Annotated in this window: 30 protein-coding genes; 18 read left to right on the top strand and 12 right to left on the bottom strand. The window is 63.3% G+C overall.

Features of this window, described 5'->3' with window-relative positions:
- Positions 1-98: 98 nt before the first annotated feature.
- Positions 99-1,034 (bottom strand): acrylyl-CoA reductase family protein, encoded by a 936-nt coding sequence (locus HMPREF2656_RS10675; protein ID WP_070816723.1) that lies wholly within the window; start codon positions 1,032-1,034, stop codon positions 99-101.
- A 35-nt stretch (positions 1,035-1,069) separates the two neighbouring features.
- Between HMPREF2656_RS10675 and HMPREF2656_RS10670 the strand changes: the two genes are divergently transcribed.
- Genes HMPREF2656_RS10670 through HMPREF2656_RS10660 form a run of 3 tightly spaced genes read left to right on the top strand, consistent with a single transcriptional unit; the run spans position 1,070 to position 2,234 of the window.
- Positions 1,070-1,561 (top strand): VanZ family protein, encoded by a 492-nt coding sequence (locus HMPREF2656_RS10670; RefSeq protein WP_070816769.1) that lies wholly within the window; start codon positions 1,070-1,072, stop codon positions 1,559-1,561.
- On the top strand, positions 1,558-1,920 hold the full coding sequence (locus HMPREF2656_RS10665; protein ID WP_070422073.1) for a YidH family protein: 363 nt from the start codon (positions 1,558-1,560) through the stop codon (positions 1,918-1,920). The genes HMPREF2656_RS10670 and HMPREF2656_RS10665 overlap by 4 nt, the downstream gene beginning before the upstream one ends.
- Positions 1,917-2,234, top strand: a complete 318-nt coding sequence (locus tag HMPREF2656_RS10660; protein WP_246815466.1) for a DUF202 domain-containing protein — start codon at positions 1,917-1,919, stop codon at positions 2,232-2,234. Before HMPREF2656_RS10665 ends, HMPREF2656_RS10660 begins: the two co-directional genes overlap by 4 nt.
- Positions 2,235-2,270: 36 nt before the next feature.
- Here the strand turns inward: HMPREF2656_RS10660 and HMPREF2656_RS10655 are convergent, their stop codons facing one another.
- From HMPREF2656_RS10655 to HMPREF2656_RS10635, 5 genes are all read right to left on the bottom strand, one after another.
- Complete coding sequence (locus tag HMPREF2656_RS10655; protein ID WP_070422072.1) at positions 2,271-3,593, bottom strand: IS1096 element passenger TnpR family protein; 1,323 nt, start codon at positions 3,591-3,593, stop codon at positions 2,271-2,273.
- A 23-nt stretch (positions 3,594-3,616) separates the two neighbouring features.
- The gene (dcuC, locus tag HMPREF2656_RS10650; protein WP_070422071.1) at positions 3,617-5,041 is read right to left on the bottom strand and encodes a C4-dicarboxylate transporter DcuC; all 1,425 of its coding nucleotides are present in this window, start codon (positions 5,039-5,041) and stop codon (positions 3,617-3,619) included.
- Between the two features lie 76 nt (positions 5,042-5,117).
- A complete protein-coding gene (locus tag HMPREF2656_RS10645; RefSeq protein WP_141761080.1) occupies positions 5,118-5,660 on the bottom strand; it encodes a pirin-like C-terminal cupin domain-containing protein in 543 nt (180 codons plus the stop codon).
- Positions 5,661-5,670: 10 nt separating this feature from the next.
- A complete protein-coding gene (locus tag HMPREF2656_RS10640) occupies positions 5,671-6,273 on the bottom strand; it encodes a response regulator (protein WP_070816720.1) in 603 nt (200 codons plus the stop codon).
- Positions 6,270-7,451, bottom strand: coding sequence for a sensor histidine kinase (locus HMPREF2656_RS10635; protein WP_070816718.1), 1,182 nt, complete (start codon positions 7,449-7,451; stop codon positions 6,270-6,272). Before HMPREF2656_RS10635 ends, HMPREF2656_RS10640 begins: the two co-directional genes overlap by 4 nt.
- A gap of 112 nt (positions 7,452-7,563) precedes the next feature.
- Between HMPREF2656_RS10635 and HMPREF2656_RS10630 the strand changes: the two genes are divergently transcribed.
- Together HMPREF2656_RS10630 and HMPREF2656_RS10625 are read left to right on the top strand one after the other, a co-directional pair.
- Positions 7,564-8,520: an ABC transporter permease gene (locus tag HMPREF2656_RS10630; protein WP_371440665.1), complete on the top strand. Its 957-nt coding sequence runs from the start codon at positions 7,564-7,566 to the stop codon at positions 8,518-8,520.
- Positions 8,520-9,167 (top strand): ABC transporter ATP-binding protein, encoded by a 648-nt coding sequence (locus HMPREF2656_RS10625; RefSeq protein WP_070450720.1) that lies wholly within the window; start codon positions 8,520-8,522, stop codon positions 9,165-9,167. Before HMPREF2656_RS10630 ends, HMPREF2656_RS10625 begins: the two co-directional genes overlap by 1 nt.
- 52 nt (positions 9,168-9,219) lie before the next feature.
- On the opposite strand, the gene HMPREF2656_RS10620 is transcribed toward HMPREF2656_RS10625, so the two are convergent.
- The 4 genes from HMPREF2656_RS10620 to HMPREF2656_RS10605 form a co-directional block, all read right to left on the bottom strand.
- The gene (locus HMPREF2656_RS10620; protein ID WP_070485006.1) at positions 9,220-10,332 is read right to left on the bottom strand and encodes an MFS transporter; all 1,113 of its coding nucleotides are present in this window, start codon (positions 10,330-10,332) and stop codon (positions 9,220-9,222) included.
- Positions 10,333-10,413: 81 nt separating this feature from the next.
- On the bottom strand, positions 10,414-11,268 hold the full coding sequence (locus HMPREF2656_RS10615; protein ID WP_070771146.1) for a hypothetical protein: 855 nt from the start codon (positions 11,266-11,268) through the stop codon (positions 10,414-10,416).
- 357 nt (positions 11,269-11,625) lie between these two features.
- The gene (locus HMPREF2656_RS10610; RefSeq protein WP_070485005.1) at positions 11,626-12,597 is read right to left on the bottom strand and encodes an NAD(P)-binding domain-containing protein; all 972 of its coding nucleotides are present in this window, start codon (positions 12,595-12,597) and stop codon (positions 11,626-11,628) included.
- Positions 12,590-14,170 (bottom strand): NAD(P)H-hydrate epimerase, encoded by a 1,581-nt coding sequence (locus tag HMPREF2656_RS10605; protein ID WP_070485000.1) that lies wholly within the window; start codon positions 14,168-14,170, stop codon positions 12,590-12,592. Before HMPREF2656_RS10605 ends, HMPREF2656_RS10610 begins: the two co-directional genes overlap by 8 nt.
- Before the next feature lie 77 nt (positions 14,171-14,247).
- Here HMPREF2656_RS10605 and HMPREF2656_RS10600 point away from each other — a divergent pair, with 77 nt between their 5' ends.
- From HMPREF2656_RS10600 to HMPREF2656_RS10590, 3 genes are all read left to right on the top strand, one after another.
- Positions 14,248-15,741: a DUF1846 domain-containing protein gene (locus HMPREF2656_RS10600; RefSeq protein ID WP_070614181.1), complete on the top strand. Its 1,494-nt coding sequence runs from the start codon at positions 14,248-14,250 to the stop codon at positions 15,739-15,741.
- A gap of 65 nt (positions 15,742-15,806) precedes the next feature.
- Entirely contained in the window at positions 15,807-16,148 is a 342-nt protein-coding gene (locus tag HMPREF2656_RS10595) for a helix-turn-helix domain-containing protein (protein ID WP_070450708.1), read from the top strand.
- Between the two features lie 10 nt (positions 16,149-16,158).
- Positions 16,159-17,058: an oxygen-dependent tRNA uridine(34) hydroxylase TrhO gene (locus HMPREF2656_RS10590; protein WP_070816714.1), complete on the top strand. Its 900-nt coding sequence runs from the start codon at positions 16,159-16,161 to the stop codon at positions 17,056-17,058.
- On the opposite strand, the gene HMPREF2656_RS10585 is transcribed toward HMPREF2656_RS10590, so the two are convergent.
- Complete coding sequence (locus HMPREF2656_RS10585) at positions 17,033-17,497, bottom strand: hypothetical protein (RefSeq protein WP_070422061.1); 465 nt, start codon at positions 17,495-17,497, stop codon at positions 17,033-17,035. The genes HMPREF2656_RS10590 and HMPREF2656_RS10585 overlap by 26 nt on opposite strands.
- A gap of 10 nt (positions 17,498-17,507) precedes the next feature.
- Positions 17,508-18,470, bottom strand: a complete 963-nt coding sequence (locus HMPREF2656_RS10580) for a universal stress protein (protein ID WP_070484996.1) — start codon at positions 18,468-18,470, stop codon at positions 17,508-17,510.
- Between the two features lie 101 nt (positions 18,471-18,571).
- On the opposite strand from HMPREF2656_RS10580, the gene HMPREF2656_RS10575 reads away from it, so the two are divergent.
- From HMPREF2656_RS10575 to HMPREF2656_RS13155, 10 genes are all read left to right on the top strand, one after another.
- Positions 18,572-18,934: a DUF5318 family protein gene (locus HMPREF2656_RS10575; protein ID WP_070816768.1), complete on the top strand. Its 363-nt coding sequence runs from the start codon at positions 18,572-18,574 to the stop codon at positions 18,932-18,934.
- A 102-nt stretch (positions 18,935-19,036) separates the two neighbouring features.
- Positions 19,037-21,262, top strand: a complete 2,226-nt coding sequence (locus HMPREF2656_RS10570; protein WP_070816712.1) for a transglycosylase domain-containing protein — start codon at positions 19,037-19,039, stop codon at positions 21,260-21,262.
- A gap of 4 nt (positions 21,263-21,266) precedes the next feature.
- Entirely contained in the window at positions 21,267-22,781 is a 1,515-nt protein-coding gene (locus HMPREF2656_RS10565) for a glycosyltransferase family 87 protein (protein WP_083279383.1), read from the top strand.
- Positions 22,778-22,966 carry a hypothetical protein gene (locus HMPREF2656_RS10560; RefSeq protein WP_070422058.1) on the top strand — a complete coding sequence of 63 codons (189 nt, stop codon included), beginning with the start codon at positions 22,778-22,780 and terminating at the stop codon, positions 22,964-22,966. Before HMPREF2656_RS10565 ends, HMPREF2656_RS10560 begins: the two co-directional genes overlap by 4 nt.
- A 22-nt stretch (positions 22,967-22,988) precedes the next feature.
- Entirely contained in the window at positions 22,989-23,366 is a 378-nt protein-coding gene (locus tag HMPREF2656_RS10555) for a hypothetical protein (RefSeq protein ID WP_070450698.1), read from the top strand.
- A 101-nt stretch (positions 23,367-23,467) separates the two neighbouring features.
- Positions 23,468-24,442 carry a hypothetical protein gene (locus tag HMPREF2656_RS10550; RefSeq protein WP_141761079.1) on the top strand — a complete coding sequence of 325 codons (975 nt, stop codon included), beginning with the start codon at positions 23,468-23,470 and terminating at the stop codon, positions 24,440-24,442.
- A gap of 194 nt (positions 24,443-24,636) precedes the next feature.
- Entirely contained in the window at positions 24,637-24,933 is a 297-nt protein-coding gene (rpsF, locus tag HMPREF2656_RS10545; RefSeq protein WP_070422055.1) for a 30S ribosomal protein S6, read from the top strand.
- A 52-nt stretch (positions 24,934-24,985) separates the two neighbouring features.
- Positions 24,986-25,612, top strand: coding sequence for a single-stranded DNA-binding protein (locus tag HMPREF2656_RS10540; RefSeq protein WP_070422054.1), 627 nt, complete (start codon positions 24,986-24,988; stop codon positions 25,610-25,612).
- A 48-nt stretch (positions 25,613-25,660) separates the two neighbouring features.
- On the top strand, positions 25,661-26,113 hold the full coding sequence (gene rplI, locus HMPREF2656_RS10535; protein WP_070422053.1) for a 50S ribosomal protein L9: 453 nt from the start codon (positions 25,661-25,663) through the stop codon (positions 26,111-26,113).
- A gap of 136 nt (positions 26,114-26,249) precedes the next feature.
- The coding region (locus HMPREF2656_RS13155) for a chymotrypsin family serine protease (RefSeq protein WP_070816708.1) at positions 26,250-26,853 on the top strand (604 nt) is incomplete at its 3' end.

Genomic DNA, 26,853 nt, shown 5'->3' with positions numbered 1-26,853 from the left:
CCCGTTTGGTCTTGGTTTGATTGTGACCCTGCCGGCGACGATACTCGCGTTGGCCTACGGCTACCGGCAGATTTCGGCTGGTCCGGTGCCGCAGGAGCCTACAGCTTAACGACGACCCTTCCACCGCCCCGGCCCTCCAACAGGGCCTGGCCGGCTTCGATGACGCCATCCAATCCGATTGTTTCGGTGCGGATGGCGTTTGTGTTGAGGGAGGTGTCGAGGAGTGCCCAGGCTTCGTCGCGAAGGTCGTTGGGGGTGTCGACGGAGTTCACACCGACCAGTTGGACACCGCGCAGGATGAACGGCAGGACGGATGCGGGCAGGTCGTTGCCGGCGGCCATGCCGCATGCGGTGGCGACGCCGCCCCAGCGCAGTTGGGCGAGCGCGTTGGCCAGGATGTCGGAGCCGACGGTGTCGATCACGCCGCCGAGGCGCGCCTTCTGCAGCGGTTTGCCTTTGCCGGTGAAGTCGGCGCGGTCGAGGATTTCGGTGGCGCCGAGTTCGCGCAGCCAGGTGCTGTGTTCGTCGATACGCCCGGTGAGCGCCCAGACTTCGTGGCCGCGCTCCGCGAGCAGTGATACGGCGATGGAGCCGACGCCGCCGGTCGCTCCGGTGACCAGGATGGGGCCGTCCACGGAGTAGGAGGCGCGCTCGAACGCCGCGACGGAGAGTGCTGCGGTGTAGCCGGCGGTGCCGATGGCGGCGGCGTCCTCGGCGGTGAAGCGGGATGGGACGCGGGTGATGTGGGTGTCGTCGATACGCACGCGCGGGGTGTAGCCACCGTGACGGCGCTCCCCGAGCCCGCGGCCATTCACCGTGACCAGCGTGCCGTCTTCGAGGGTGCCCACCGCGTCGATGCCGGGGACGCGCGGCAGTTCGCGCAGGACACCGCGGTTGCCGGACAGTGCCATTGCGTCTTTGTAGTTCAGCGACGAGTGCGTGACGTTGATCAGCGTGTCGCCTTCGCCGGCGTATTCATCGCGGGTTTCTACGATCTGGGGGCCATTGTCAGTAACCAGCAAGGTGCTATTCATGGTCGCCAGCCTAACATGCGTCTACCGTGGGGCGGGTGAATACGACCAGAAGTACACCGGCAACGGTCGCCGCGGCAGTGGTGACTGTCGTTGTCGTGCTTGCGTTTACGGTGGGTAAGGCGTTCGTGTCGATCCCGGGAGTGTGGGCGGCGGAGTCGCACCAGATCAGTCAGATCCGGCTCAATCCGCTGCAGACGTTCACGTATGCGCGGGTGTGGTGGGGTCCGTGGCTGAACTTGTTCGGCAACATTGCGCTGTTCATTCCGGTGGGGTTTGTGGCGTATCGGGGCTCGATCGTGAGGGCGCTCGCGGCAGGCACGCTGTTCAGCCTGGGCATCGAGACGGCGCAGTATCTGGGCGGGTGGGGGTATAGCGATACGGACGATGTCATCTGCAACGCGGCGGGTGCGTTGTTGGGGGCGGTGTGGGCGAGGGTGTCGTCGCAAAGAAACACGGTTTTGTGGGTGATCGCTGCGGTTGGGGTGGTTCTCCTGACGGTGTATGCGGCGCTAGGGTTGAGCGCATGAGTGAGCGTGGTTGGTTTACCCGGCGGGTGTTTCCGGATGGCAACGAGCCGGATCCGCGTTTCACCTTGGCTAACGAGCGCACATTCCTCGCGTGGACGCGTACTGCGCTTGCGTTTTTGGCGGGTGGGATTGCATTGGAGGCGTTTGAGCTTCCGCGTATCGACGACACCGTGCGCTCCATCGCCGCCGCCACCATCATCGTGATCTCAATGGCTATTTCTGCAGGTGCTGCGGTGCGTTGGGTACGGATCGAACGCGCCTTGCGCCACGGCAAACCCATCCCGGCGCCGGCGATCGTGCCGGTGTTGGGCATCGGCGTATTTGTTGCCGCGGTGGTGGTCGGGGTGAGCCTGCTGTGAGCATCGTCGTTGCGGACCCCGGCCTGCAGCCGGAGCGCACCGCGATGAGCTGGACGCGCACCGGGCTGGCGATGCTGGTGTGCGCGGCGACGCTGCTGCGCTGGGCGGATGCCTACCCGGAGTTAATTGTGTTCGCGGTGTGTGCGCTCACGCTCGGCGCGGTGGCGATCGGGCTGCTGAACCGCCGGCTGTACAGGCGCGACGCATTTGCTCTTGCCGACGAGCGCAGCGCCCCGAACACCGCCCCCATCGCCATTCTCACCGCGATGATGCTGGGCATTGCCGTGGTGGGGCTCTACCTGGTGCTCGCCTGAGTTAACCGGGCGGGGCCAACCGGGCGGGGTCTAGACCTAGCCTTCGTAGTAGGCGCGGTGGAGGTGCATCATGGCGCGGCCTTCGTCGGAAAGCCCGGAGCGGCCCGGTTCGTACTCTTCGACGACGCAGAAGCCGTAAAGCCACGGGATGTAGTCGTCGATGTCGGGGTTGGGCTGGGGCTCGCCGATGAACCAGTCGACGGTGGCGCGCCACAGGTCTGCGCCCATGACGGATTCGAAGAAGCGGCGCAGGTTGTCGGCGTTGGCGGCGACGGCGTCGTCGCTGCTGAGGAAGGTCAGGCCCGCTTTGGTGGGGGTGAGGATTTCGTGGCGTTTCTTTAACAGGCCGGCGTCGAGAAGAAAATCGACGACGGTACCCGGGAACGGCAGCGCTGTGATGTCGCGGATCTCGCGGGATACCTCGGGGGTTAGCTCGCCCACGTTGTAGGGCACGCTGGCGATGAACAGGCTGATCAGGTCGCCGAACACCAAGGTCAGGGAGTTGGGGGCTTCGAGGTCATCGGTGTCGTCGAGAAGCCCTTCGAGCCCTTCGAGCCCTGGCAATCCAGCGAAGCCGGGCAGGCTGGCCAGTTCGGCGAGTTCGGGGAAATCGGTGCCTTCGCCGAGGACGGAGTTGAAGAAGTCGGTCACGGCCGAGATCATCGCCGGGTTGCGCTCCGGGTGGGGGTCCACGTCCAGGATTTCGCGCAGGCCGGGCTGGGAGTTGATGAAGTTGTCAAAGCGCTCCGCCAGGCCTAGACCCTCGGATTCGGCGGCGGCCATCTCGTCGAAAAACTGCTCCTCGGCGACGTTGGCCATGCGGGAGGCGACCGTGACCGGGTCGGCGAAGGTCAGCCGGTCCAGCATGCGCTCCGGCGGCATGACCGGCAGGAAGCTAAACAGCAAGGTGACGGTGTCCACGTCGGGTTCGATACCGGCGGCGAGCAGGCGGGCCTGGCGGCGGAACTCGGTCATCATGGCGGGGCCGTTGCAGGCTTCGATGACGTCGGGGCCGGCGGCGTCGACAAGCATCGGCGTTGGCGCATCGATGTGGGAGGGGCCGAGGACTTCGACGTGGATGGACCAGTCGGCCGCCGCGTCGTAAATGTAGGTCATCGGCTCCATCTCAGCGACCGTGATGGTGTCTTCGTGCTGCTCACCCGCACCGGGGCTTTCGGCGTACACCTCACGTTGCGTGCCGTGCTTGCCCACGAACAGGTGCGAGGACGCGCCGGAGAACCCGAGGGATGCGTCGATGACCTCGGCGAGCGCGCCGAGCGTCATGTCGGGGTCAACGTTGAAGCAACGTGAGATTTCCGGCGAAGAGTCTTCGACGGTGATCAGCACTGAGACAGTCATACCGGAAACAATACGGACTTTTGCTACACGACGAACAACAGCGCGCACACCACCGACGTGACCATGCCCGCTGCCAACGGCACGAGGGTGCGGCGCACCACGTCAACCGGGTTCACGTTCAGTGCGCCAGCGACGATGAGCACCGCAGCGTTGACCGGGGAAGCCTGGCGCATGGTGTTGGAGGCGGCCCAAATGGAGGTGAGCATCTGCGGGGCGGACACGGCGGAGTCGGCCGCGATGCCCGGCACCATTTCGGAGAACGCGAAGTACGGGGCCACGCCGGAGCCGGTGAGCATTGCCATGACAGAGGTGGCGATGACGAACACCAGCACCATCAGGATCGCAGCACCCGAGGACGCCTGGGCGAGGCTGGTCAGGCCCTCGATAACGCCCATCTGGGTGATGCCTTCCACCAGGATGGCGGCGGCGACGATGAGGGACACCACGCCTGCGGCGCCCTCGCCGAGACCCTTGAAGAAGTCCTGGAGGGAATCCGCGGCGTAGTTCACGTCGCGCAGACGGATCGCCTCGATGATCATGGTCAGCATGAGCGACACGACGGTCACGGGGAGAATGCCGGCCTCGAAACCGACGATGTCCAGGCGGTTCAGGATTGCGGAGACGATGATCAGCAGCAGCGGCATCAGCGGCAAGATGGCGTAGAAGCCCGGCAGGCCCTCGGCGCGCTCCATGGCTTCGTGGATGCGGCGGTCGGACTCTTCGTGCTTCGCGGCCTCCAGGTCGGCCTCGCCTGCGGCGGCACCGGCTTTGACCAGGTCCTTCTTGTCGCAGCGGTGCTGCCACCACATGTGCACAAACGCGATGACGATCAGGCCCGGGATGGTGGCCTTAGCCACGTTGCCGAAGGTGAACTCGGTGACCGTCATGCCGGTCAGGTCAGCGGCCTGAATCAGGCCCGCCTCCAGCGGGGACGGGGCAATAGTGGAGGCCGTAGCGACGATCGCACCCACCGTCAGCGGAGTCAGCCCCGCAGCGATCAACGCCGGCATGAGCGTGGCCACGAGCAACAGCGCCAACGCACTGGCAGAGGGCACCACGAACGACAGCAGCGTCGCCACCAAGTAGCCGATGGGTACGAGCCAGTAGGAGCCGTTGAAGCGACGCAGCGGGCTAGACAGTGCCACTACGGTCTTTGCGTCGGCGCCGATGTGGCGCATGTAGCCGACGAAACCGAACAGCACCATAATTGCCATGCCGGTGCCGGCGAAACGGGACTTGAACAGGGCCTCGATGATGAGCAACTCGTCGTAGAACGCGTTGCCGGAAGATTCGAACTCGGTTGAGGCGTAGTCGATGCGGCCGGTTGCGGCGGCGATCATGAGCAGCAGCACACCCACCGCGAAGATGGCGGATGCGGCGTGGACTTTTTTGTAAATGAAGTAGCCGACGGCAGCGACGGCCAAGACAGCAATCAGAATATATAGCACTATCCGATTATTGCGCTGTTACCGCATGTCTGCACGGTAAGTGGCCTATATGTGGGCAAGATCTCCCCGGTTCGTGTTACTCGGGAAGACCACCCAACACCAGCACGTGGGTGAAATGCTCGGAACGGTTCTCCAAACCGAGCGTGCGCTCACCCGGACCAATGAGCATGTGGGAGTGAGAGACCACCGAGGAGCGGTTGACCTCGATATCGCCGTCGCAGGCAATGATGGCGTACTCGAAGTCAGGGTTGAGCGTCATCGCAAGTTCAGCGTCCGTGGCAAGCGTCATCTGCGCTGCGACACACGGCGTGAGCGTCTCAATTTCTCCTTTGCGGCCGAACATTTCACCGATGAACACGTACGCCTCGCCGGCGGTTCGAGTGGTCACGGTACGCAGCGGAAACGCCTCAGGTTCGGCGATTTGCTGGCGGGTGGGCAACGCATCTGCCTCGATGAACATCTGCCCTTGAGGGCGGTCCAAATCGTCGCCGGTACGCAGCGAGCCGTTATGGCGCCAGGTCAGGCTGGCCAAGCCAACTGGCGCGTCATGCGGGCCGCTGAGCCCCAGCAAACAGGTACTGGCGCGCCAGGGCCCAGTATGCAGCTCGATGAAAGTCATACGGGACACACTAGATGATGCGACGCTGCCGAGCTTGCTCTACGGCAGCTGTTCTGTTGTCAACCCCCAACTTTGAATAGATGTGGATCAGGTGGGTTTTCACCGTGGCTTGGGAGATGAAGAGCTGTTCGGCGATCTCCCGGTTCGACGCGCCCGTCTGCAGTGCGCGAAGCAGTTCGATCTCGCGGGCGGACAGAGCCTCGTCGGGGTTGACCAGACGGTCTGCCAGCACATTCGCCACTTGCGGAGAGAGCACGCGCTTGCGTTTCGACGCCTGCACCACCGCGTCATGCAATTCATCCTCCGGCGCGTCTTTGAGCAGGTAGCCCATCGCACCGGCCTCCACCGCGGCGACGACGTCGGCCTGCGTGTCGTAGGTGGTCAGGATGAGCACCGGCGGCCCGCCCGCCTTGACCAAACGGCGGGTCAGGTCGATTCCGGACGCGCCGGGCATCTGAATGTCGGAGACCACCACGTCCACGTCTCCCGGCACCTCAACATCGCCGTCGGCGGCCTCAGCCACCACTTCCATATCGCCGAACGAGTTGAGAACGGCGCGAAGGCCGGCGCGGACGACCGGGTGGTCGTCGATAAGCATTACGCGCAGCGTCATTGCTCCTCCACAGGCAGTGTCGCGGCGAGGACGTTGCCCTCCACCGAAAGTTCCCCACCGATCTCCTCCACGCGGGCGCGCAGGCCCTTGAGCCCGTAGCCCTCCTTGCCGGAGATGCCGCGGCCGTTGTCAAAGACGTCGATGGTTGCGGTCGCGCCCAGCTTATCCACCGTGATCACCGCCTTAGATGCGCCCGCGTGGCGCACGATGTTGCTTAAGCCCTCGCGCACCATGCGCTCAGCTACCGACGCCGCCGGCTCCGGCAAATCAACCGCGTTGACCTGCACCTCCAGTGGCTCGCCGAGCGCGCGCTGGCGGTCCGACGCTGCCCGGGCAAGGCGCTCCAACCGCACCGGCAACGCCACACGCTGGGGTTTGTCTTCAACCGAGACCGTGTCCGCCGAGTTGATTTTGACGAAGCGGCGCGCCTCCGCCAGGTTGTCCGCCGCCGTCGAGCGAATCACGTCCAGGGTCTCGCGCGCCGCGGCGTCGTCGCCGAGCTGCTTATCCAGCGCGCGGCCGAGCAGCACGATCGAACTGAGCCCCTGCGCCATCGTGTCGTGCACCTCGCGCGCCAGGCGTGCTCGCTCCTGCGCCACGCCCGCCGCATGCTCCGCCGCGGCGCGCTCCCGCTGGGCCGAGCGCAGATCCTCCGCCATCTGCTTGTAGTGGTCCGCCTCCGCACGCAGCGCCCGGTACGCGTGCACGATGAACACCGCGAGCACCGTGCCTATCGACGGCCCCACCACCGCACCGATATTTCCACCAGCACCCGACCCCACACCAGGTCCCACACTAGGCCCGGCCACTGCCCACAGGGACACACACAGCAAGCCGGCCGCGGCCAGCAGCTCCCACCAGCGCGGCAGGATCACACACGCCAACATGACCAGCGGAAACTCCAGCCACACGAAGTCCGCGGAGACCTGCACCAGCCCCACCCACAGCGCGGCCACGACCGCCAGCCACGCGTACGGCGCCCAACTTGGATAGGCCCGGCCCTCGTAGTGCCACACCGTGCCCGCCATGTACACAGCGGCGAAGACGGTGGAGAGAACGAGGCCGGGCAGGGGGTCGTCGATACGCAATTGCCCCATAAGACCCACCACAAGCAATACGGCGACCAGCACGTGCAAGCTCACGCGCAACAAATCCAGAATCCGGGTCGTGGACAACATAGGACTGAGCGTAGATCAACCGATCGGTTGATTGGGATTTCAACCGCCCGCCCGATGTGGAACAGTGCAGGTCAAAGCCATAATCGGAGTCATGTTCGTAGGTTTGAGAGAAATGAAGTCGGCCAAGGGGCGCTTCGGGCTGATCGTGGGCACGGTCACCCTGATCACCCTGCTGGTGGTCGTGCTGACCGGCCTGACCGCGGGCTTGGGCAAGCAGAACACCTCAGCACTTGAAGCGCTCGAGCCGGAATCCGTTGTCTTCCAGGACCCGGAAGACCTGTCGTTTACCACCTCGCGCGTGGAGGCTCGCGACGGCATGACCCCGCTTGGCACCAGCCAAATGCTGCTGACCAAGGCAAACGGCGAAGACGCCGCAGTGTCCATCCTGTCCCTGCCGGAAGGCACCGTGCTGCCGGGCGGCCAGACGCTGGGCAAGGAGGCGGTTGCCGCGCCGGGCCTTGAACTCACACAGGGCGAAGAGATCACGGTTGCCGGCAACGCGATTACCGTCGGCGCGATTGGCGATGACCTTGCGTTCTCCCACTCCCCTGTCCTGTGGGTTCCCACGGACTTTTGGAAAGAGATCATGCACACAGACGCCGACGGCACTGTGCTGCTCGCCGACCATGAGGTCGACGGCGGTGTGTCGTTGAAGGAGTCCTTCGAGGGCCTGCCCGCGTACTCCTCTGAGCAGGGCTCCCTGAAGCTCATCCAGGGCTTCCTCTACGCCATCGCCGCGCTGGTGATCGTCGCGTTCCTCACGGTGTGGACGATGCAGCGCGGCCGCGACCTAGCCATCCTGAAGGCCATCGGCGCATCGAACAAGTACCTGCTCAAGGACGCACTCGGCCAGTCCGCGGTGCTGCTCGGTGCAGGTGCGCTGATCGGAGGCGTGGTCGCCTTCGGCCTCGGGCTGGCGATGCAGGGCGCTGCACCGTTCTCCCTGACCGCACTCACCGCCGTCGCCCCGCCAGTTGCCATCTGGGCGCTCGGCATGGTCGGCGCAATGATCGCCACCCGTTCCATCACCAAAGTTAACCCTCAACAGGCCCTTGGAGGTGCCGCATAATGCTTGAACTGAAAAATGTCACCGTCGCCTTCCAGGACGGCCAGGAAATGCGAACCGTGCTGGACAACATGAACTTCACCGCCAAGCCCGGCGAGCTGACCTTCATTGTTGGCGAGTCCGGCTCCGGAAAATCCACCATGCTTTCCGTCGCCGCGGGCCTGATCACACCGGATTCCGGCACCGCCACCCTCAACGGCGTTGAGGTGAACAACGATGTGCGCCGCGACAAGATCGGCATGATCTTCCAGCAGGCCAACCTGATCGCCGCGCTCAACGTGCGTGACCAACTGTTGGTGACCGACGACATCCGCGGCATCAAGCCACGCCCGGACCGTGCCGACGAGCTCCTGGCCAAGGTCGGCCTCGAGGGTCTTGGCGATCGCCGTATGGGCGAACTCTCCGGCGGTCAGCGCCAGCGCGTCGGCATCGCCCGCGCGTTGATGGGTGAGCCAGAGCTTTTGCTTGCCGACGAGCCCACCGCCGCCCTCGACCACGACCGCTCCCAAGAGATTGTGAAATTGCTGCGTGACCTGGTTGAAGAGCGCAACATTGCCTGCGGGTTTGTCACCCACGACCGCTCGCTGATCAATCCGCGAGACGAGGTCTTCGAGGTTGGCGTCAACGCACGCACCCCGGTCTACGCATAAGACTGCGCTTATATGTCTGGGGTTTGTATGTCTGGTGCTTCAATCGCTGGCGCTAGCGCAGGAGCCTGCGCGACCACAGCGCCAGCACCGCAAACGCCAGCGCGCCGAGCACACCGGTAGAGATCAGGGTGCCGGACAAGTAGCCCGCATCCACCACCGCAGCACCAACCGCGGAACCGGATGCGATACCGACCTGGAACGTGACCACGTACACCGAACTTGCCAGGTCCTGGTTGCGCTGGCCTGCGTGCAAGAAGATGGTGGTGGCCACCGTGGGCAGCGCACCGGCGGCCATGCCGAACACGGCGATCACCGCGAACATGCCTAGGCCGCTTCCGGCACCGAGCGCGAGCAAACCTGCGATGGCGGACACCACCATCACGGCAGCGGCCAGGGCATTGAGCCGGATCATTCGGCTATCCACCCTCCGGCCGGCGATCGTGATGCCGACCAAGCCCGCGATGCCGTACAGGGACACGCCGAACGGCACATACGCGTGGCCGGCGGTGCCTTCCACCAGCAGCGCCAAGTACGTAAAGGTGGAGAAGATACCCGTCACCGCGAGCAGCACGTACACCACAAGCGAAGGGATGGCGGACTTCGTCTTCGTCACCTTCGCCCTGTTCGCCGGTGGCACCGCCGGCAGGCTTGGCAGGGTAGCGATCAGGGTGACCAGTGCGCCGATCGTCGCTACGCCAAGCACCCACGTGGATGCCCGCCAGCCGATCATCGTGCCCAACGCAGTGGTCAGCGGCGAGCCAGCAACCAGCGACAAGGTAGAGCCGATGGACACCGCGGCCACCGCCTTACCTGTCTGCCCGGCAGGTGCGATGCGCGCTGCCATCGGGTTGACCAGCGACCAGAACACGCCGTGTGTAAACGCTGCGGTGACGCGCCCGGCGACCAGCATCCAGTAGTTGCTCGCCGTTGCTTGCAGCACGATCCCGCCGAGGAGAAACACCAGAGTGGCGATAAGCAGCGGACGCCTATTGACGCTGCGCGTGAAGTGGATCAGCGGGATGGTCACCACTGCGACCAAGCCCGCATAGACGCTCATGAGGAGGCCAATTTGGCCTTCGGAGACGCCGAGGTCTCGCGCCATCGGGGAGATGAGCCCCACCGAGAACATCTCGAAAGTGACATAAACAAAGGCGGCGAAACTCATCGCCGCCAGTGGTACGAAGGGGAATTGGCCCGGGGTTTTCTGGGGGGTTTTCGCGGTGTTGGACACCGCGCCAAATTACGCCTATCGCCCGCCCATGACAAATGCTGCCCCAGCGCCACCAATGATTGTCAACAGAGCGACGACGATGCCGATGATCGCACCGACAGGCATCGACGCTTGTGGTTCGTTCTTCTGGCGCTCAACCGAGGTGGAGAAGTCAACGCTGATGTTGGTGGTGGTCTTCGACTCAGTCGGCGTGGACGGCTCTGTGGTCTTGCCAGGCTTGTCCTTGCCGCGCTGTACCGGTGGCACGTCGTACGGAGTGGTCGGCTTGGGAGCGACGGGCAGAGTGACCGAGCCGCCACCATTGGCGCAGGCCTCGCGTGCCTTCTTGAAGGCATCGCGGAACTGTGCCGCATTGACCGAGCCGATGGCTTCCTTGGACGAGGCGTGCGCGTTTACCCACTTTTTGCGCTGGTCTGCCGGCATGTCTGCCAGAGCGCCCTCGAGAAGCCTGTCGCTAATTTCCTGTGGGAAAGCGGGGTAAATGTCGCGTGGGTCAGTGGCGCTGATGGTGCCACTTTCAAGGGCGTCATCCACAACGCGCCAGAACTCAACATGATCCAGCGCCAGTCCGTCTTCACTGGATACCAGCACGCTGTTAATGATTTCGGTGAAGTACCACTTTGCGCCTGCCGGATCTACATTTGCGGCAGTAGCGATGCGGTCTTCCCAACGGGCGGTTTCAGCGTTGCGGTTGGCATGGAACTGCCTGAAGTATGGGCCGTTGAATGCTTCGAGGAATTCTTGTGCGATGGGCGCAGCTTCCGGGAACGCTACCTCGAAGGCGTTGGTCCACTGCTGTTTTTGCTGCGCTTGGGGGCTCCTAAGGTCTCGCGGCAATGCTGCGGCGAAATCCTTTTCTGCAATGCTCATTTGCAATGAGCACACGCCGTTAATGGGCTTGCCTACAGTGGCCGCGTCGGCGGAGGGCACGGCAGTGGCAGCCGCTGCTGTAGTAGCTGTCAGGGCAAGCGCTGCGATCCTCCGTTTATTTAACACATAAGTAAGCGTAGCGCAGATGTCCAACTATTCACCCTTCGTAAGTAGGGTGACCTGCGTCTCAAGTACGGGCCAGTCCGTGCTTAATTAACGTACGTGCTGGTTGGAGAAAGCTGAGTTAGTGCTACTCAGGAAACTCTCATGTAACGAAAAGGTGAATGTATCCCCGAAAAGGGCTATTTTTCCACGTCAAGGCCTAAATAACACCTATGTAATTTTGTCGAAGCGTGCTTACCTGCGACGGTGTGCGCCAAAAGAATCGGCGATCCGAGCCGCAATATCGCGGGCAAACGGGCTCACCCCTCGAATCGTTCCGGCACCCGGTCCGTTGATGTTGTCAAACCCCAACACGTACAAACCATGCGTGTCCCGGGGCAGCCCGCGGATAGGCCCGAGGGCCGGACGAAACCCGGTTGCCCAGATGATCACGTCCGCGTCCACCTCGTCGAGCGAACCCACCATCGGACGCGCCTGAAGCAAGCCGGCGTCGCGCGCTCGCCGCACCTCCGGTACGACGACGATCTCTCCGCCGAAGTCCACCCCGCCCGGATCTGGCTCCCCCTTCGCAATTGCAGTGAGGCGCTCACGATTGCGGCGAAACAGCGTGGAACCGTCCACGTCGTCCGGCATGAAACCCGGTGCAGAACGTGTCAGCCACTGCGCCTTTACCCCGGCTAGCGCGAGGTCCGCCGTGATCTGGGCACCCGAGTTACCGCCACCGACGACTGCGACGCGCTGGCCTGCGAAATCTCCCGGTCGCGTGTAGTGCGCCGAGTGCAACTGCCTGCCCGAGAACTCACCCGGCACAAACGGCACGAACGGCGCAGACCAGATCCCGGTTGCAACCACCACGTTGCGGGCGTGGAGGTTTTGGGGGCGGATGGTGAAGCCAGTGTCGTCGATAAGCACACGCTCCACACGCTGCCCACGGCGAATGGGAAGGTCGTAGCGGGCCTCGTAGCGCGTTAAATAATCGATGACATGATCACGCGGCGGATACCCATCAAACGAAGGCATCGGCCAACCCGGCAGGTTGGAAAACTCCGCGCGCGAAAACAGCGTCAGCGAGTCCCAGTAGTTCGGCCACGCCCCACCGGGAGCGTCGGCGGCATCCAAAACCACGAAGTTCACGCCGTATTTGCGTAGGTAATACGACACGGCAAGGCCGGACTGGCCGCCGCCGATCACGACCGCATCAAGCATCATTTCGCATCTTCGCGGTTGCGGGGCGGATGAACTCGGCGATCCGGCTCGCTGGCGCCGTCGCGTCACCGTACGCAGTAGCAGCGGCCAGTTTCGCAGCCAAAGCGTGCACGGCCACCGCGCCGGCGAGTGCGACCTCCTCCCATAGCCGCTTGGCATGCATGAGCGCCAGATGCGCGCCCGCAATGCCCGCGAGCACATCGCCCGATCCCGGAGTCGCCGCCCAGGAATGCCCCGCGTCGATCGCGTACGCCGTGTACGGGTCGCCCTCGTGCGCAATCACCGTCACCCGCCCCTTGCGTACCACCGTGCACTGCAGCGCGGCGGCCAGCGCGATGGTCTCGGCCATGCGGTCGCTCTCCCCCACGTTGGCCGCCTCGCGTAGGCGGGCGAACTCGCCGTCGTGCGGGGTCAGCACCGTCATCTGTTCGCGCTTGGCCACCTGTTCGCGCAGGTTGGGGTGTTGAGTGAGGAGGGTCAGGCCGTCGGCGTCGATAAGCACAGGCACCTCCTGGCCGAGCACCCACCGCAACTCCTCCGCCGCGTGCTCGTCAGTGCCCGCGCCCGGCCCGAACACCCACGCCTGCACCCTGCCAGCATCCTGGAGCGTGTGCGTAGCGACGACCTCCGGGTGCGCCCGCACCACCTCCACCGCCTGCGGGCCCGCATAGCGCACCATCGCCGGGGTGGCGTACACCGCGCCCGCAGTAGACAGGATAGCCGCGCCGGGATAGTCGCCGCTGCCTGCGCGAATGCCGACCACGCCGCCGGTGTACTTGTCGTCCGCAGGAGCCGGCGCGACGTCTTGCAGCGGTGGCTGCCACAGGGTCTGTATCCCGTCGGGCCACTTCTGCTCGGACCACTTCTGCTCCGGCAGCACCGCCCGGTTTGCAATCAACAGCGGCGGGCCATCCTCTGCCCACAAGGTGAGTTGGTCGCCGAGCGTTTCGTGCAGGCGCTTGCCCGGCAATCCGATGTCGGCGAGCAACTGCACCCCGCACGCTGGCGAGAGCCCGTGGGCGCGGCGCCACCCGCCGAAGGTGACCGTCACATCGGCGTTGACGTGGCACTGCCCTGCCCAGCCGGTGTCGGCCTCCACACCGGTGGGCAAGTCCACGGCCAGCACTTGGGCGTTGAGTGCGTTGGCTAACTCGACTGCGGGGCGAAGGTTCTCGCGTACCTCGCCGGTCGCGCCGATGCCCGTCATCGCATCGATAACCAGGGCATAGTCCTGCCATTGTTCCGGGAGGTCCTCCATCACTACCCCGCCGGCTGCCGTGAACGCCTGCAGGGCACGCTCCTGCGCCGAGCCTGTGGGCAACACCGCATCCACCCGGTGGCCTGCCAGCAACAACTCCGCGCCGGCGTAGAGGCCGTCTCCCCCGTTGCCGCCAGGCCCTGCAAGCACGAGCACCCGGGCGCGTGCCTCAGTACCTTCAGCGAGCATCACGTTGGCTACCTCCGCCACGGCGTGGGCCGCGGACTGCATCAACTGGTCCTCGAACTCCTGCGCCGCAAGCAGGGGTGCATCCGCAGCTCGGATCTGGTCGGCGGTAAACGTGGAGGAAAACATGCCTGCCACCGTAGCGCTACCACCGTGTGGAGGTAGCGGGGTGCGTGGTGTCGCAGCAAAGCAATAGAATTGCGCGCATGCCGTACACGACCGGTTTTGACCGCGAAAAATATATTGCAATGCAGTCCGAGCACATCCAAGCGCGGAGAGCCGAGGTAGGCGGCAAACTCTACCTGGAGATGGGTGGCAAACTTTTCGACGACAACCACGCCTCCCGTGTTCTCCCCGGATTCACTCCGGATAACAAAATCGCCATGCTTGACCGCATCAAGGACGAAGTGGAAATTGTCATCTGCTTCAACGCTGGTGATGTCATCCGCCAAAAAGTGCGCGCTGACCTGGGTATTACATACGAAGATGACGTGCTGCGTCTTGTGGATGTGTTCCGCGACCGTGGCTTCCTCGTCGAAAATGTGGTGTGCACCCAACTCGACGGCCACAACCGCACCGTGGAGGCGTTCCTCGAGCGTCTTTCTCGCCTTGGCCTGAAGGTGTCGCGCCACTACATGATCCCTGGCTACCCCAACGACACCGCCAAGGTGGTCAGCGAAGAAGGGTTTGGCCGCAACGACTATGTGGAAACCTCCCGCGACCTGATTGTCATGACTGCGCCGGGACCTGGCTCCGGCAAGCTGGCCACCTGTCTGTCGCAGGTCTACCACGAGAACCAGCGCGGCATTGCCGCAGGTTACGCCAAGTTTGAGACGTTCCCCATCTGGAACCTGCCGCTCTCCCATCCGGTGAACCTAGCCTACGAGGCGGCCACCGCGGACCTGGACGATATCAACGTGATCGACCAGTACCACCTCGACGCCTACGGGGAGAAGGTCACCTCCTACAACCGCGACATTGAGGTCTTCCCGCTGCTGAAGACGCTGCTGCGTGAGGTTACGGGCACCGAGCCGTACCAGTCCCCGACCGACATGGGTGTCAACATGGCGGGCTATTGCATTTCCGACGACGAGGCCTGCCGCCACGCCGCCCAGCAGGAAATCATTCGCCGCTACTTTGCATCGCGTGTCGACGAACGCCGCACCGGCTCCGACTCCTCCATCTCCGATCGTGTGATGAACGTGATGCGCAAGGCGGATCTCTCTGTGCAGGACCGCGTTGTGGTTGCCCCTGCGCTCGACGTCGCGGAGGCGACCGGCAAGCCGGGTGCAGCACTTGAGTTGCCGGACGGCCGCATTGTCACCGGTAAGACTTCTGACCTGCTCGGACCTTCGGCTGCGGTGCTGCTCAATGCCCTGAAGCAGCTCGCGGGTATCGACGACGATGTGCACCTGCTCTCCCCTGATTCAATTGAGCCGATCCAGTCGCTGAAGACCCGCCACCTGGGTTCGGTCAACCCGCGCCTGCACACCGACGAGGTACTGATTGCCTTGTCCGTGTCGGCGGCGTCGAACCCGGACGCGGCGCTCGCGTTGGATCATCTGAAGTCGCTTCGTGGTTGCGATGCTCACATCACGGCGATCCTTGGTTCTGTGGACGAGGGCATTTTCCGCAATCTTGGCGTGCTTGCAACGTCTGAGCCGCAGTACTGGCGAAAAGGGCTGTACCACAAACGCTAAGAAAATCTTAGATTTCTTCTTTAAAACGGCTCCGCTCGTTGTATTTGTGGTTTATGGTCGCCTGTATGCCTGTACAACAACCGCCGGTGGAGACCGCGTTGGCTCAGCTCAACGACGGCATTGCTGCCGCCCGAGCTGACCAGCGTGAGGAAGTCACGCTACCCAAACAGACCGCTGCCTGGATCCGTGATCTGCTCGAGGATCTTGCGGAGGGGCGCCTCATGCGCCCACCCAGCCCCGAAGATGAAATGACCACCCAGCAGGTAGCTGACCTGCTCAACGTGTCTCGTCCATACGTAGTCAAGCTTATCGACGAAGGCACACTGCCTGGCCACAGAGTCGGTACACACCGCCGCGTGTACACGCGCGACGTATACGCCTACAAAGAACGGACCCGCTCGACGTAGACTGCCAGGCATGACCAGCAAAATCCTGCTCTACTACAAGTTCCAGCCCATCGCCGACCCGGACGCGGTGCGTCTGTGGCAACGCGACCTGTGCGAAGGGCTCGGCCTGACCGGCAGGATTATCGTCTCCGAACACGGCATTAACGGCACCGTCGGCGGCGACATCCGCGCCTGCAAAACCTACGCGAAGAAGACCAAAGAGTACTTCAAAGGCATCGAGTTCAAGTGGTCCGAAGGCGGTGCCGAAGACTTCCCGAAACTCAGCGTCAAAGCCCGCGACGAGATCGTGGCGTTTGGCGCACCGGGGGAGCTGAAGGTTGATGAAAACGGTGTGATCGGCGGCGGAAAACACCTCACTCCGCAGCAGGTCAACGAGTTCGTGGAGGCCAACCCGGACGTGGTCTTCTTCGACGGGCGCAACGCCCGCGAGGCCGAGATCGGACGGTTTAAAAACGCGGTGGTGCCAGATGTGGAAACCACTCACGACTTCATCAAAGAGCTCGAGTCCGGCAAGTACGACTGGATGAAGGACAAGCCGGTCATCTCGTACTGCACCGGCGGCATTCGCTGCGAGGTGCTGTCCAGCCTGATGATCAACCGCGGGTTCGAAGAGGTCTACCAAATCGACGGCGGCATCGTCCGCTACGGCGAAGCCTTCGGCAACTCCGGCCTGTGGGAGGGCTCCCTCTACGTGTTCGACGACCGCATGCACACCGAATTCGGTTCCGCGGACGACCCGGACTACGTCCAGCTCGGCCACTGCGTGCACTGCGGGGAGGCGACCAACCAGTTCTACAACTGCGCCAACGAGCCGGAGTGCCGCCAGCAGTACTTAAGCTGCGAGGCCTGCCGGGAGAAGAACCCGTACTGTGCGCAGTGCGCAACTACATCGTCGCCAGCATCCCAATAGTCAGAATCAGCCACGCCATGGTGAACGGCACGAGCGGGATCCAGAACACGCCCATCCACGGGATCCAGCGCTCGTAGCGGTTGAGTTTGCGCACCATGATCACCGCGCAGCCAATCAGGCCGGCGATCGGTGGGAGAGAGGTGACTACAGCCCAGGTGGTGCGCCAGGTTGGGGTGCACAGCCAGGTGGCGTCGCCGTCGCTGCACAGCGGCCCGCCCTGCAGGCGGGCGACCAGGCCTAACACAAACGCCAACAGGAACGTCACCCCAACGGTGCCCAGCGCCCACGTGATCGCCTGACGGGTGGAGCGCTTATTGCGCCGGTCTACCTCCAGCGGATCCGGGGCATCCGCCAACTCATCAAAGGAACGGGGCTCCGGGCGAACGCGGGAAAAGCGGTCGGCGGGGGAGTGCAGGTCGTTTTCAGGATGGTCGCGCATACGCCCTAACCTACTTCGCTGCCTCCGGACAGACGATGACGGGCACAGGCGCGTAGCGGATGAACTCGCCTTCGAGCGTGCCCAAAAACACCGTGCGCAGATTCGGCGACGGCTGCGAACCCAGGCACATGATGTCGCCCTTGCGCCACTTCACCGAGTCAATTGAGCGCTTCCAGCTCTTGCCGGTGGACACGGAGCTGGTCACGTCGAAATGGTCGAGGCGGTCGGGGGAGAGTTCGCATGCGTACTCCCAGGCTCGGTCGCGGGCGTGGTCAAGCATGCCAAGGGTGCGTTCGTACCATTTCGGGCCGTGCTCGTCGTAACTTGTCGGGGAGAACGCGATGATGCGCAGCGGCAGGTGCAGCGCGCACGCGAGGGCGGTGGCGTAGTCCAGGCCGTAAAACTCGGGCTCTTTCTTCCCGTCGGTGTCCACCACGGCGTAGGTCACGCGCGTGATGCCCTTCTTAGACAGCTTCACTCCGCGCGGTGCCAGCCCGAGGGGGATGGGGGAGGAGTAGAGCATTTCGTCCGTAACGCTGGACGGGCGCAGCCGGCCCTTGGGTGATTTTGCGCGGGAGCCCATCACGATGAGGTCAGCGTTGAACTCTAAGGCGTTGTCGAGAAGCGAGCGGACGGTATCTTTGCCGTCCTTGAGTGTGGCCACCTCTTTGGACCACTGCGATTTCGGGATCTGCCCGTCGAGTTCTTCGACCACGCGTTTGTGGAACTCTTCGCGCATCTTCTTCAGCTGCTTCTTGCGACCCTTTGCAGAGGACGTCAATGCCTGGATCGGCGGCAGTTGCGCAGATGCCATGACCTGCACCTTCGCTGGCAAGGAGCGGCCGAGCCAGGCGGCGAACTCGACGGCTTCGCTACTTGTGGTGTCCCAGCCAACCGCAACGCGGAGAGGAGCATCCGAATCGACAGTGTTCGGTAGGCGTGCAGACTCGGGGGATACAGCGTGGTGGCTCACGTCGTGGCTCCTCGAAGTGGCAGTGTCGCTAGCAATCGTTTGAACATCAACATCATATGTGGCGTCGGCGACGCACCGAAAACGGCGTTACCATTGCGCAGATGTTTGTGTATGAGGGTGAGGTGTCGCACGAGTGGCGTCGTCGCCACGCATTGCGCGAGCTCAACGCAGGGCGCATGCGTATCGACGACGCCTGCGACGCCGACTTCATCCTCCGTGCCGCCGCCGAACACCACGGCACCGCATCCCCACGGCCCTGCCCCATCTGTGGCGCCGAACTGCGGGAGATTACCTGGGTGTACAGCGAAAAACTCGGTCGACGCACCGGCACCGCCCGCAGCGCAGAAGAAATCGACCGCATGGTGCACGAGGTCGGCCCCATCACCGTCCACTTCGTGGAGGTTTGCCGCTACTGCAAGTGGAACCATCTGTTAAAGGAAGTCACTGCAGTACCAGTAGTGTGATTTCGCGTTGGCCGGGTAGGGTGTGCATAGAAAACGAGTAGGTAGCTCGCGGTTTCGCCCTCCCCGCGGGGGCCGCGAGTCAAATTGCGCAGGGAAAAACGAGTGTCAGATAAAGACAACGGCGGCGACACGACCGCCAAGAAGAAAAGCAACGGCTCAACGACCGTCACAACCAAGAAACGGTCGCGCGCATGGCAGTGGTTTATCGCGTTCTTGCTGTTCTTGGCCATGATTGCGGCGATCCCGCTGGCGTGGTTCTTCTGGAGCTACGCACGCGCCGAGGTGCCCGAGCCGGGCAAAATTGAAACGGCGCAGATCTCCAACATCTTCTACCGCGACGGCGACAAGGAACTCGCCCGCATCGTCCCGCCGGAAGGCAACCGTAAGCAGATCCCGCTTGACCAGGTGCCCGAAGACGTCCAAAACGCGGTGCTTGCGGCAGAAGACCGTGACTTCTGGACCAACTCCGGCTTCTCCCCGACAGGCTTCGCTCGCGCCGCCATCGGGCAGCTCACCGGCAACGCATCCGCAGGTGGCGGCTCCACCATCACCCAGCAGTACGTGAAGAACGCACTGGTGGGCAACGAGCACTCCTACGAGCGTAAAGCTAAAGAGCTCGTCTACTCGGTGAAGATGACCAACCAGTGGGAAAAGGCCGACATTCTGCGCGCCTACCTGAACACGGTCTACTTCGGCCGCAACGCCTACGGCATCGAAGCCGCAGCGCACGCCTACTTCAACAAACCAGCCTCCCAGCTCACACTGGAGGAGGGCGCAGTCCTGGCCGCGTCGATCCAGCTGCCGAGCCAGCTTGACCCGTGGACCAACCGCGAAGCCGCGGAAGGCCGCTGGAACTACGTCATGGACGGCATGGTGGAAACCGGCGCCATCACCCAGGAGCGTCGCGCGGCCGCCCACTACCCGGAGACCCGTGACCCGGCCACCTACTCGGCCTACACGGAAGCAACCGGCGCAAACGGCCTGATTAAGAACCAGGTTGTGGCGGAGTTGGCCACCATTGGCATCACCGAGGACGACCTGACCAACCGTGGCCTGCAGATCACCACCACGATCGATGCCGGCACCCAGCAAAACGTCGAAGAGATCACCCGTCAGCGCCTGTCCTACCTACAGGATGACGCCCGCTCCGGCGTCGTTGCCATCGAGCCGAGTACCGGTGCCGTGCGCGCCTACTACGGCGGCGAGGAAGCCAGCGGTTGGGACTACGCCAACGCGGGCCTGCAAACGGGTTCGACGTTCAAAATCTTCGCGCTCGCGGCCGCCCTGCAGCAGGGTATTCCGCTCAGCGCGGTGTTTGATTCGTCGCCAGTGCCCCTGCCCGGCGGCATCACCGTGACCAACTGGGACGGCGGTGGCGGCGGCATGCTGTCCATGAAGGAAGCCACCCGCACCTCCTCCAACACCGCGTACCTGCGCATCCAGGACGAATTGGATAACACCACCCAGGACACCGCCGACATGGCGCATGCCCTCGGCGTGGCCAAGTCCATCCCGGGCATCCCTGTAACGCTGCGTGAAAACGGCGGCCAGCCCTACGAAGGCATCGTGCTGGGCCAGTACCAGTCGCGCGTGCTGGACATGGCTACCGCAGTGGCAACCCTGACCAACCGCGGCGCCATGCACCCGACCCACTTCGTGGAAAAGGTTGTGGACGCCAACGGTGAGGTCCTCTACGAGGTGGACCGCAACTACACCGAACGTCGCGTCTCCGAGCAGGTGGCGGACAACGTCCTCGAAGCAATGCAGACCGTGCCGGCGTACTCCAACGCGGTGCTCGCTGGCGGCCGGCCGTCCGCGGCAAAGACCGGCACTGCGCAGCTGGGCAACACCGGCATGAACAAGGACGCCTGGATGGTCGGCTCCACCCCGCAGCTCGCTGTGGCCGTGTGGGTCGGTACCGCCGACAACACCTCCGCCATCTTCAATGAGTGGGGCGGCATCATGTACGGCTCGAACACGCCGTCGCAGATCTGGAAGCAGGTCCTGGACACTGAGCTGGCGGATCAAGACTTTGAGTACTTCGAGCCGGCAAGCCCGGTGTACTGGGGCGTGAACGCCTACAAGGGTGGCGTTGGCCTGGGTGGTTACTACTCCACTCCGGCAACCCAAAACTCGGCTACCGGGACTGCGCCGACGGAATCCGAGTCGGCTGCATCTTCCGCTCCGAGCGAAGCACCTGCTCCGGCACCAGCACCGGCTCCCGCGCCAGCACCGGCACCTGCACCTGCTCCCGCACCGGCGCCTGCGCCGGACTTGCGTGATGCTGTCAACGATGTGATCGGCCAAGTTCAGGAGGCGTTCCAGTAACAGCATGTCTCAGACTGATCAAACAACCGTCACATGGCCGGACCCGGCCGACCGCGTCCAGCCCGGCAAAACCGAACCGGTGGCACGCGGCTGGGTGAACTACCTCGGCGGACCAATGGGCCGCTTCGCCCAGATCGGCCGCGCCCGGTTCTGGACGCCGCTGCGCGCCATCATCGCCGTCGCATACATCTTCTTGTCCTTCGGCGCACTACAGAAGTCGCGCTGCGCTGGCGGCAAACTGGACGACAACGGCATCATGCAGCTCAACTGGGACGGCAACCGCCAGTTCGTCGCTGCCTGCTACAACGACATCATCCCGCTCTACGGAGCACGCGGTCTGGACCAGCCGGGCTTTGTCTACGCCTACTCGTGGGTAGAAGACGACCTGACCCGCTACATGGAATACCCGGTGCTCGCTGGCCTGTTCCAGCAGCTCAGCGCCTGGATCGCGCGCGGTACCTACTTCCTGACTGATAGCTTCCTGCCGGAATCCGGCTGGTACTTCTACGTCACCGCACTGCTGATGTCCATCATCTGGGTGATCACCATCCGCATGGTCGCGGAACTTGCCGGCAACCGCATCTGGGACACGCTGCTCGTCGCCGGTTCGCCGCTGCTGATCGTCCACGCGTTTACCAACTGGGACATCCCCTCGATCTTCTTCGCCGTCGCAGCGATGCTCGCGGCGCGCAACCGCAAGTGGTGGCTGGCCGGTGTGCTCGTCGGTTTGGGCACCGCGTTCAAACTGTGGCCGCTGTTCATCCTCGGCGCGTACCTCACTGTGGCGATCCGCAAGCGTGACCTCGTGCCGTTCTTCAAGATGGTCGGCGCCACCGCCATCACCTGGATCGCCGTCAACGCGCCGGTGTACCTGCGTTACCCAGACGCATGGAGCGAGTTCAACCGCCTCAACACCGACCGCGGCTGGGAGTGGACCACCATCTACGCGGTGCTCTCCCGCGAGTTCGGGTGGGCCGGCTTCGACTCCGGTGAGGGCGCCCCGGTGATCCTCAACGCCGTCACCCTGATCCTGTTCCTGCTCGGCTGCCTGTTCGTCCTCATCCTCGGCCTGCGTGCGCCGCAAACCCCGCGCATTGCGGAACTGATCGTGCTCATCGTCGGCTTCTTCCTGCTGTTTAACAAGGTATGGAGCCCGCAGTACTCTCTGTGGTTCGTGGTTCCCGCGGTCCTCGCACTGCCGTACTGGCGTCTGCTGCTGTCCTGGATGGTGGCGGACATGATGGTTTGGCCGGTGCTGATGTGGCACATGATGGGCGACGACAACATGGGTGTGCCGGGTTGGTTCCTGGACATCTTCATCCTGGCGCGCGATGCGTTTATCGTGGCGGTGATGGTGCTCGTCGTCAAGCAAATGCTCGGCAAGCGCCCGGACAAGGTCCGCGACGCGCACAACGGCCACGACCCGCTGATGTCGCTGCCTGCGCAGTGGAAAGAGCCTGTGCTTATCGACGAGCCCACGCCCGAGCCTGAGGTGGAGGCGGTGAGTACGCAACCATGACCACCGCAACGGTCCTCGGCATCGTCTCTATCCTGATCGCGTTTGCCCTGTTCGGCGCGTCGTTCTACATGGCAACGAAGGGCCGCAAGAAAGAGTCGATCATCTACGGCGCGGTTGCGTTTGTGTTCATGACGATCATCCCGGTGTCGCTCGCACTTTTCGTCGCGGTGCCAAACCCGACCTGATCTTCGTCGTTACAGTGGGGCCATGCTTACGAAGAAGATGGTTGCCCTGACAGTCGCCGCCACAGCAGGACTTGCCGTGGCGGCGTGTTCTGATTCTGGCGAGACTGCGCCCGAAACAGTCACTGAAACCGTCGCGCCCGAAACGGTGACGGAAACGTCGAACGCTGGAGCCGCTGTGTCCGAGGATCTCCCAGCCGCTGTGACCGGCTACTCGGACGAGGCGCGCAAGGATCTTGTCGACGAAAACGTGACCGAAGCCGAAGTCCAAGACGTCTTAAAGGCCGCCCAGGATGGCAAGGCCAAAGTGGAGTGGGACGATGACGGCTACTTCGAGGTGGAGTTCGGCGAAATCGACATTGATATCGATAAGGACGGCCTCGTTTTAGACGTCGACCGCTAAGACCGAAGATTTTCGCGTTTTGCTGCGGGTTCTGCTCGGTGAAAATATCCTGAAAGCACCGTGTCCGATACCGGACTGCTGTTGCTAAAAAGGAGCCCGCGTTGAACCGTCGAATTCTTACCCTGCCGCTCGCCGTATCGCTGGTCGCGGGCGGCCTTGCCCCAGCTGCAGTCGCCGCTACAGTCGGGCCGAATGAAGGGCCCATGGTGTTGGCGGCGAACGGGATCTGCATGTTAAAGCTGAACGACCGGGAAGCGGCAACCTACAGCGCTTGGGCCAACGTGCGCACACAAGAGGTGTACGCCAACGCTGCGGTGAAAGCATTTGAGGTGCTGTACCCCGGAACAGAGAACATCGTTCGGGAGTTCCGGGCAGAACCCTCGCTTGCAGAGCTTGTGGAGGCACAGAAGAATCTCGCGAGCAGGCTCGCAGACGCCAAAGAGGCTCAAAAGCGCACTGAGCAGCGGTACACGGAACGCCTCCAGCAGGTAGGTATGGAGCATGTGCTGGCACAACACCTCACCGAGGAACTTACAAAGGTCGAGGTGTGGGCGGTAAAGCCGAGCATCAAACAGGGCAGCATCTCGGAGCGGCCGGTCAGCGCACTTGGTGTTGAGGAGGCGAACCGTGTGCGGGGCAAGCGCGTGAACCGGCAGGACTTTGAAGACGTTGCCTGGAAGAGCTTCGTTGTGCAGGGCAACCTGTCCCAGTCCGATCTGAAGACTTTCCGGAAAACGTTCTTGGCCGCCGACGATGTCCAACTCGCCATCGGGGGAACGACGGCGTACCTCGAAGTGGATATGAACGCGCGGGTTGCCTGCGCAGACGGCGGCAACCGAGAGGTGAAGTACCCGACCAGCATTGACGAGGTTCGTAATTGGAACATCGACTCGCTGCGCGGTGAGGCGGGCTTGAGCAGTTTGAGTTCTCAGGGTGAGGTTGAGGTATCCCCGCTCGCGATCGTGGGCCTTGTGGTCGGAGTTCTCGCAGCTTTGGGTATTGCGGTTGCGGCGGTCGGGCCGTCGTTGGGCATCCCGCTTCCGCAGTTGCCGAAGTTGCCGGGGTTGCCGTTCTAACGCCAGCCGTTGGTGCCTGCCAACGATTGGTTGCCGGCCAATTGTCCGCAATGCGGAGTCTTTCATGTCATCCCCGCGGCCAGGGTTTTGAGCAGTGCAAACCGTGGGGTAGTCTGTTCAGGTTGCTTGACGCAACGACCCTCCTGCCATGACCACAAGGGTTATGGCCGAACAGACTAAGACCATAGGAGGTGATGAGGTCCGTGCGTCACTACGAAGTAATGATCATCCTCGATCCGCAGCAGGATGAGCGCACCGTTGCCCCGTCCCTGGATAAGTTCCTGGAGACTGTCCGCAAGGACAACGGCAAGGTGGAGAACGTTGATGTGTGGGGCAAGAAGCGTCTTGCTTACCCGATCAACAAGAAGGAAGAGGGCATCTACGCCGTTGTGAACCTCGACTGCGAGGCTGACACGGTCAAGGAGCTCGACCGTCTGCTGAACCTGAACGACAACGTTCTTCGTACCAAGGTTCTGCGTACCGATAAGTAAGACCGGTAGGCTCTACAACCACACGATCAGCAGGTAGGAAGGTTCACGAAACATGGCTCAAGGCGATACCCCGATTACCGTTGTCGGCAACTTGGTTGCTGACCCGGAACTGCGTTTCATCCCGAGCGGTGCCGCGGTTGCGAACTTCCGCATCGCGTCCACCCCACGTACGTATAACCGGGAGACGAACCAGTTCGAGGACGGCGAAGCACTGTTTCTGACCTGTAACTGCTGGCGCCAGATGGCCGAGAACGTCGCAGAGTCCCTGACCAAGGGCATGCGCGTTGTGGTCACCGGCAAGCTCAAGCAGCGTTCCTACCAAACTAAAGAGGGCGAAAACCGTACTGTGTTCGAGGTCGAGGTCGATGAGGTCGGCCCGTCCCTGAAGTACGCCACGGCTAACGTCAACCGCAACCCGCGTGAGGGCGGGCAGGGCGGCTACGGCGGCGGCCAGGGCAACCAGGGTGGCGGCTTCGGCGGCCAGAACCAGCAGCAGGGCGGCTTTAACCAGGGCGGTTTCGGCGGCGGCCAAGGTAACCAGGGTGGCGGCTTCGGCGGCCAAACCCAGGGCCAGGGCCAAGGCGGCCAGAACCAGCCCCAGCAGCCTGCACATGATCCGTGGGGTTCCGCACCCGAGGCCGGTGGCTTCGGTGGCGCGGGCGATGAGCCACCGTTCTAAACGACAACCACACATCAAGCATTTTTCACCATAAGGAAGGTTAGGATTATGAAGCTGATCCTCACCGCTGCCGTCGAGAAGCTTGGCGAACCTGGCGAGGTCGTCGAGGTCAAGAACGGTTACGGACGCAACTTCCTGCTCCCGCGCGGCCTGGCTATCCCGGCTACCCGCGGCGCAGAGAAGCAGATTGAAGACATTAAGCGTGCTCAGGCTGAGCGCCAGGTCCGCGACCTGGATCACGCCAAGGAGCTGCGCGACCAGCTCGACCAGCTCACCGGCGTCAAGGTTGCCGTTCGCACTGCGAACAACGGCAAGCTCTTCGGCTCCGTGAAGGCTGCCGACATCGCCGACGCCGTCAAGGCTGCCGGCGGCCCGAACCTGGACAAGCGCCGCATCACCGTGCCTAAGGGCCTGGTGACCAAGACCGGTGGCTACCAGGTCAAGGTCAACCTCCACGACGACGTGGAGGGCAAGGTGAACTTCGAGGTCGTAAGCGCATAAGCACCGCTTGACGACGACTGCGCGTCAGAACAGCACGCAGCAGTCCAACGACAACAGCACTTGTAGCGCGGGTCCCACTTGTGAGGAGTGGGGCCCGCGCTTTTTGCATGCCTGAAGGTGTGGAAGAATCCTCGCCATGATCTCTTCCCGCCTGCGCCGGGTGTGCAACACCGTTTTGTCCCTCACCGTCGCAGCAGCGGGCGTGCTTGGCATGGCAGCCACCCCAGCCCAAGCACTGGCCATGTATGCGGGTGACAGCATTCGCATCGAGTACAGCGATGGGGAGAAGTACGGCTGCACGTTGAACTCCATCGCGTACCGGGGCGGTGTGATGTACGGCGTCACCGCCGGTCACTGCCTCGCCCCGATCGGTGGGGCGCACGCGGTGCGGGTGCTGGCGGCGGATGCGCGAACCCCGATCGCGAGCAACCTGCAGGATTCAGGTTTCGAGCTCGAGGGCGACAACACCCTTGGCGGCGAGTTGAAGGACGTCGCCTGGTTCCGCATGGACCGCCACGTCACCGATGCCCACGCCATGCGTGGCGGGTTTATCGACATCCCGTTCATCGGTGCGCTGCACGGTCTGAGCCAGTTCGCGCAGTTCGTCAACCCCACGCGGCGTGTGGCGGGGCGCGCGCCGGTGACGTCGGTACGCGAAGGCCAGATTGTGTGCAAGGACGGCGCACGCACCTCCCGTACCTGCGGACCGGTGCTCAACGTGAACCCGCGCACCGGAGAGA

Origin of the sequence: Corynebacterium sp. HMSC034B08 (genome assembly GCF_001835805.1) — a bacterium.
GTDB lineage: Bacteria > Actinomycetota > Actinomycetes > Mycobacteriales > Mycobacteriaceae > Corynebacterium > Corynebacterium coyleae.
Note: the sequence above shows the minus strand (reverse complement) of the source record. Positions and strands in the feature narration are given on the sequence as shown.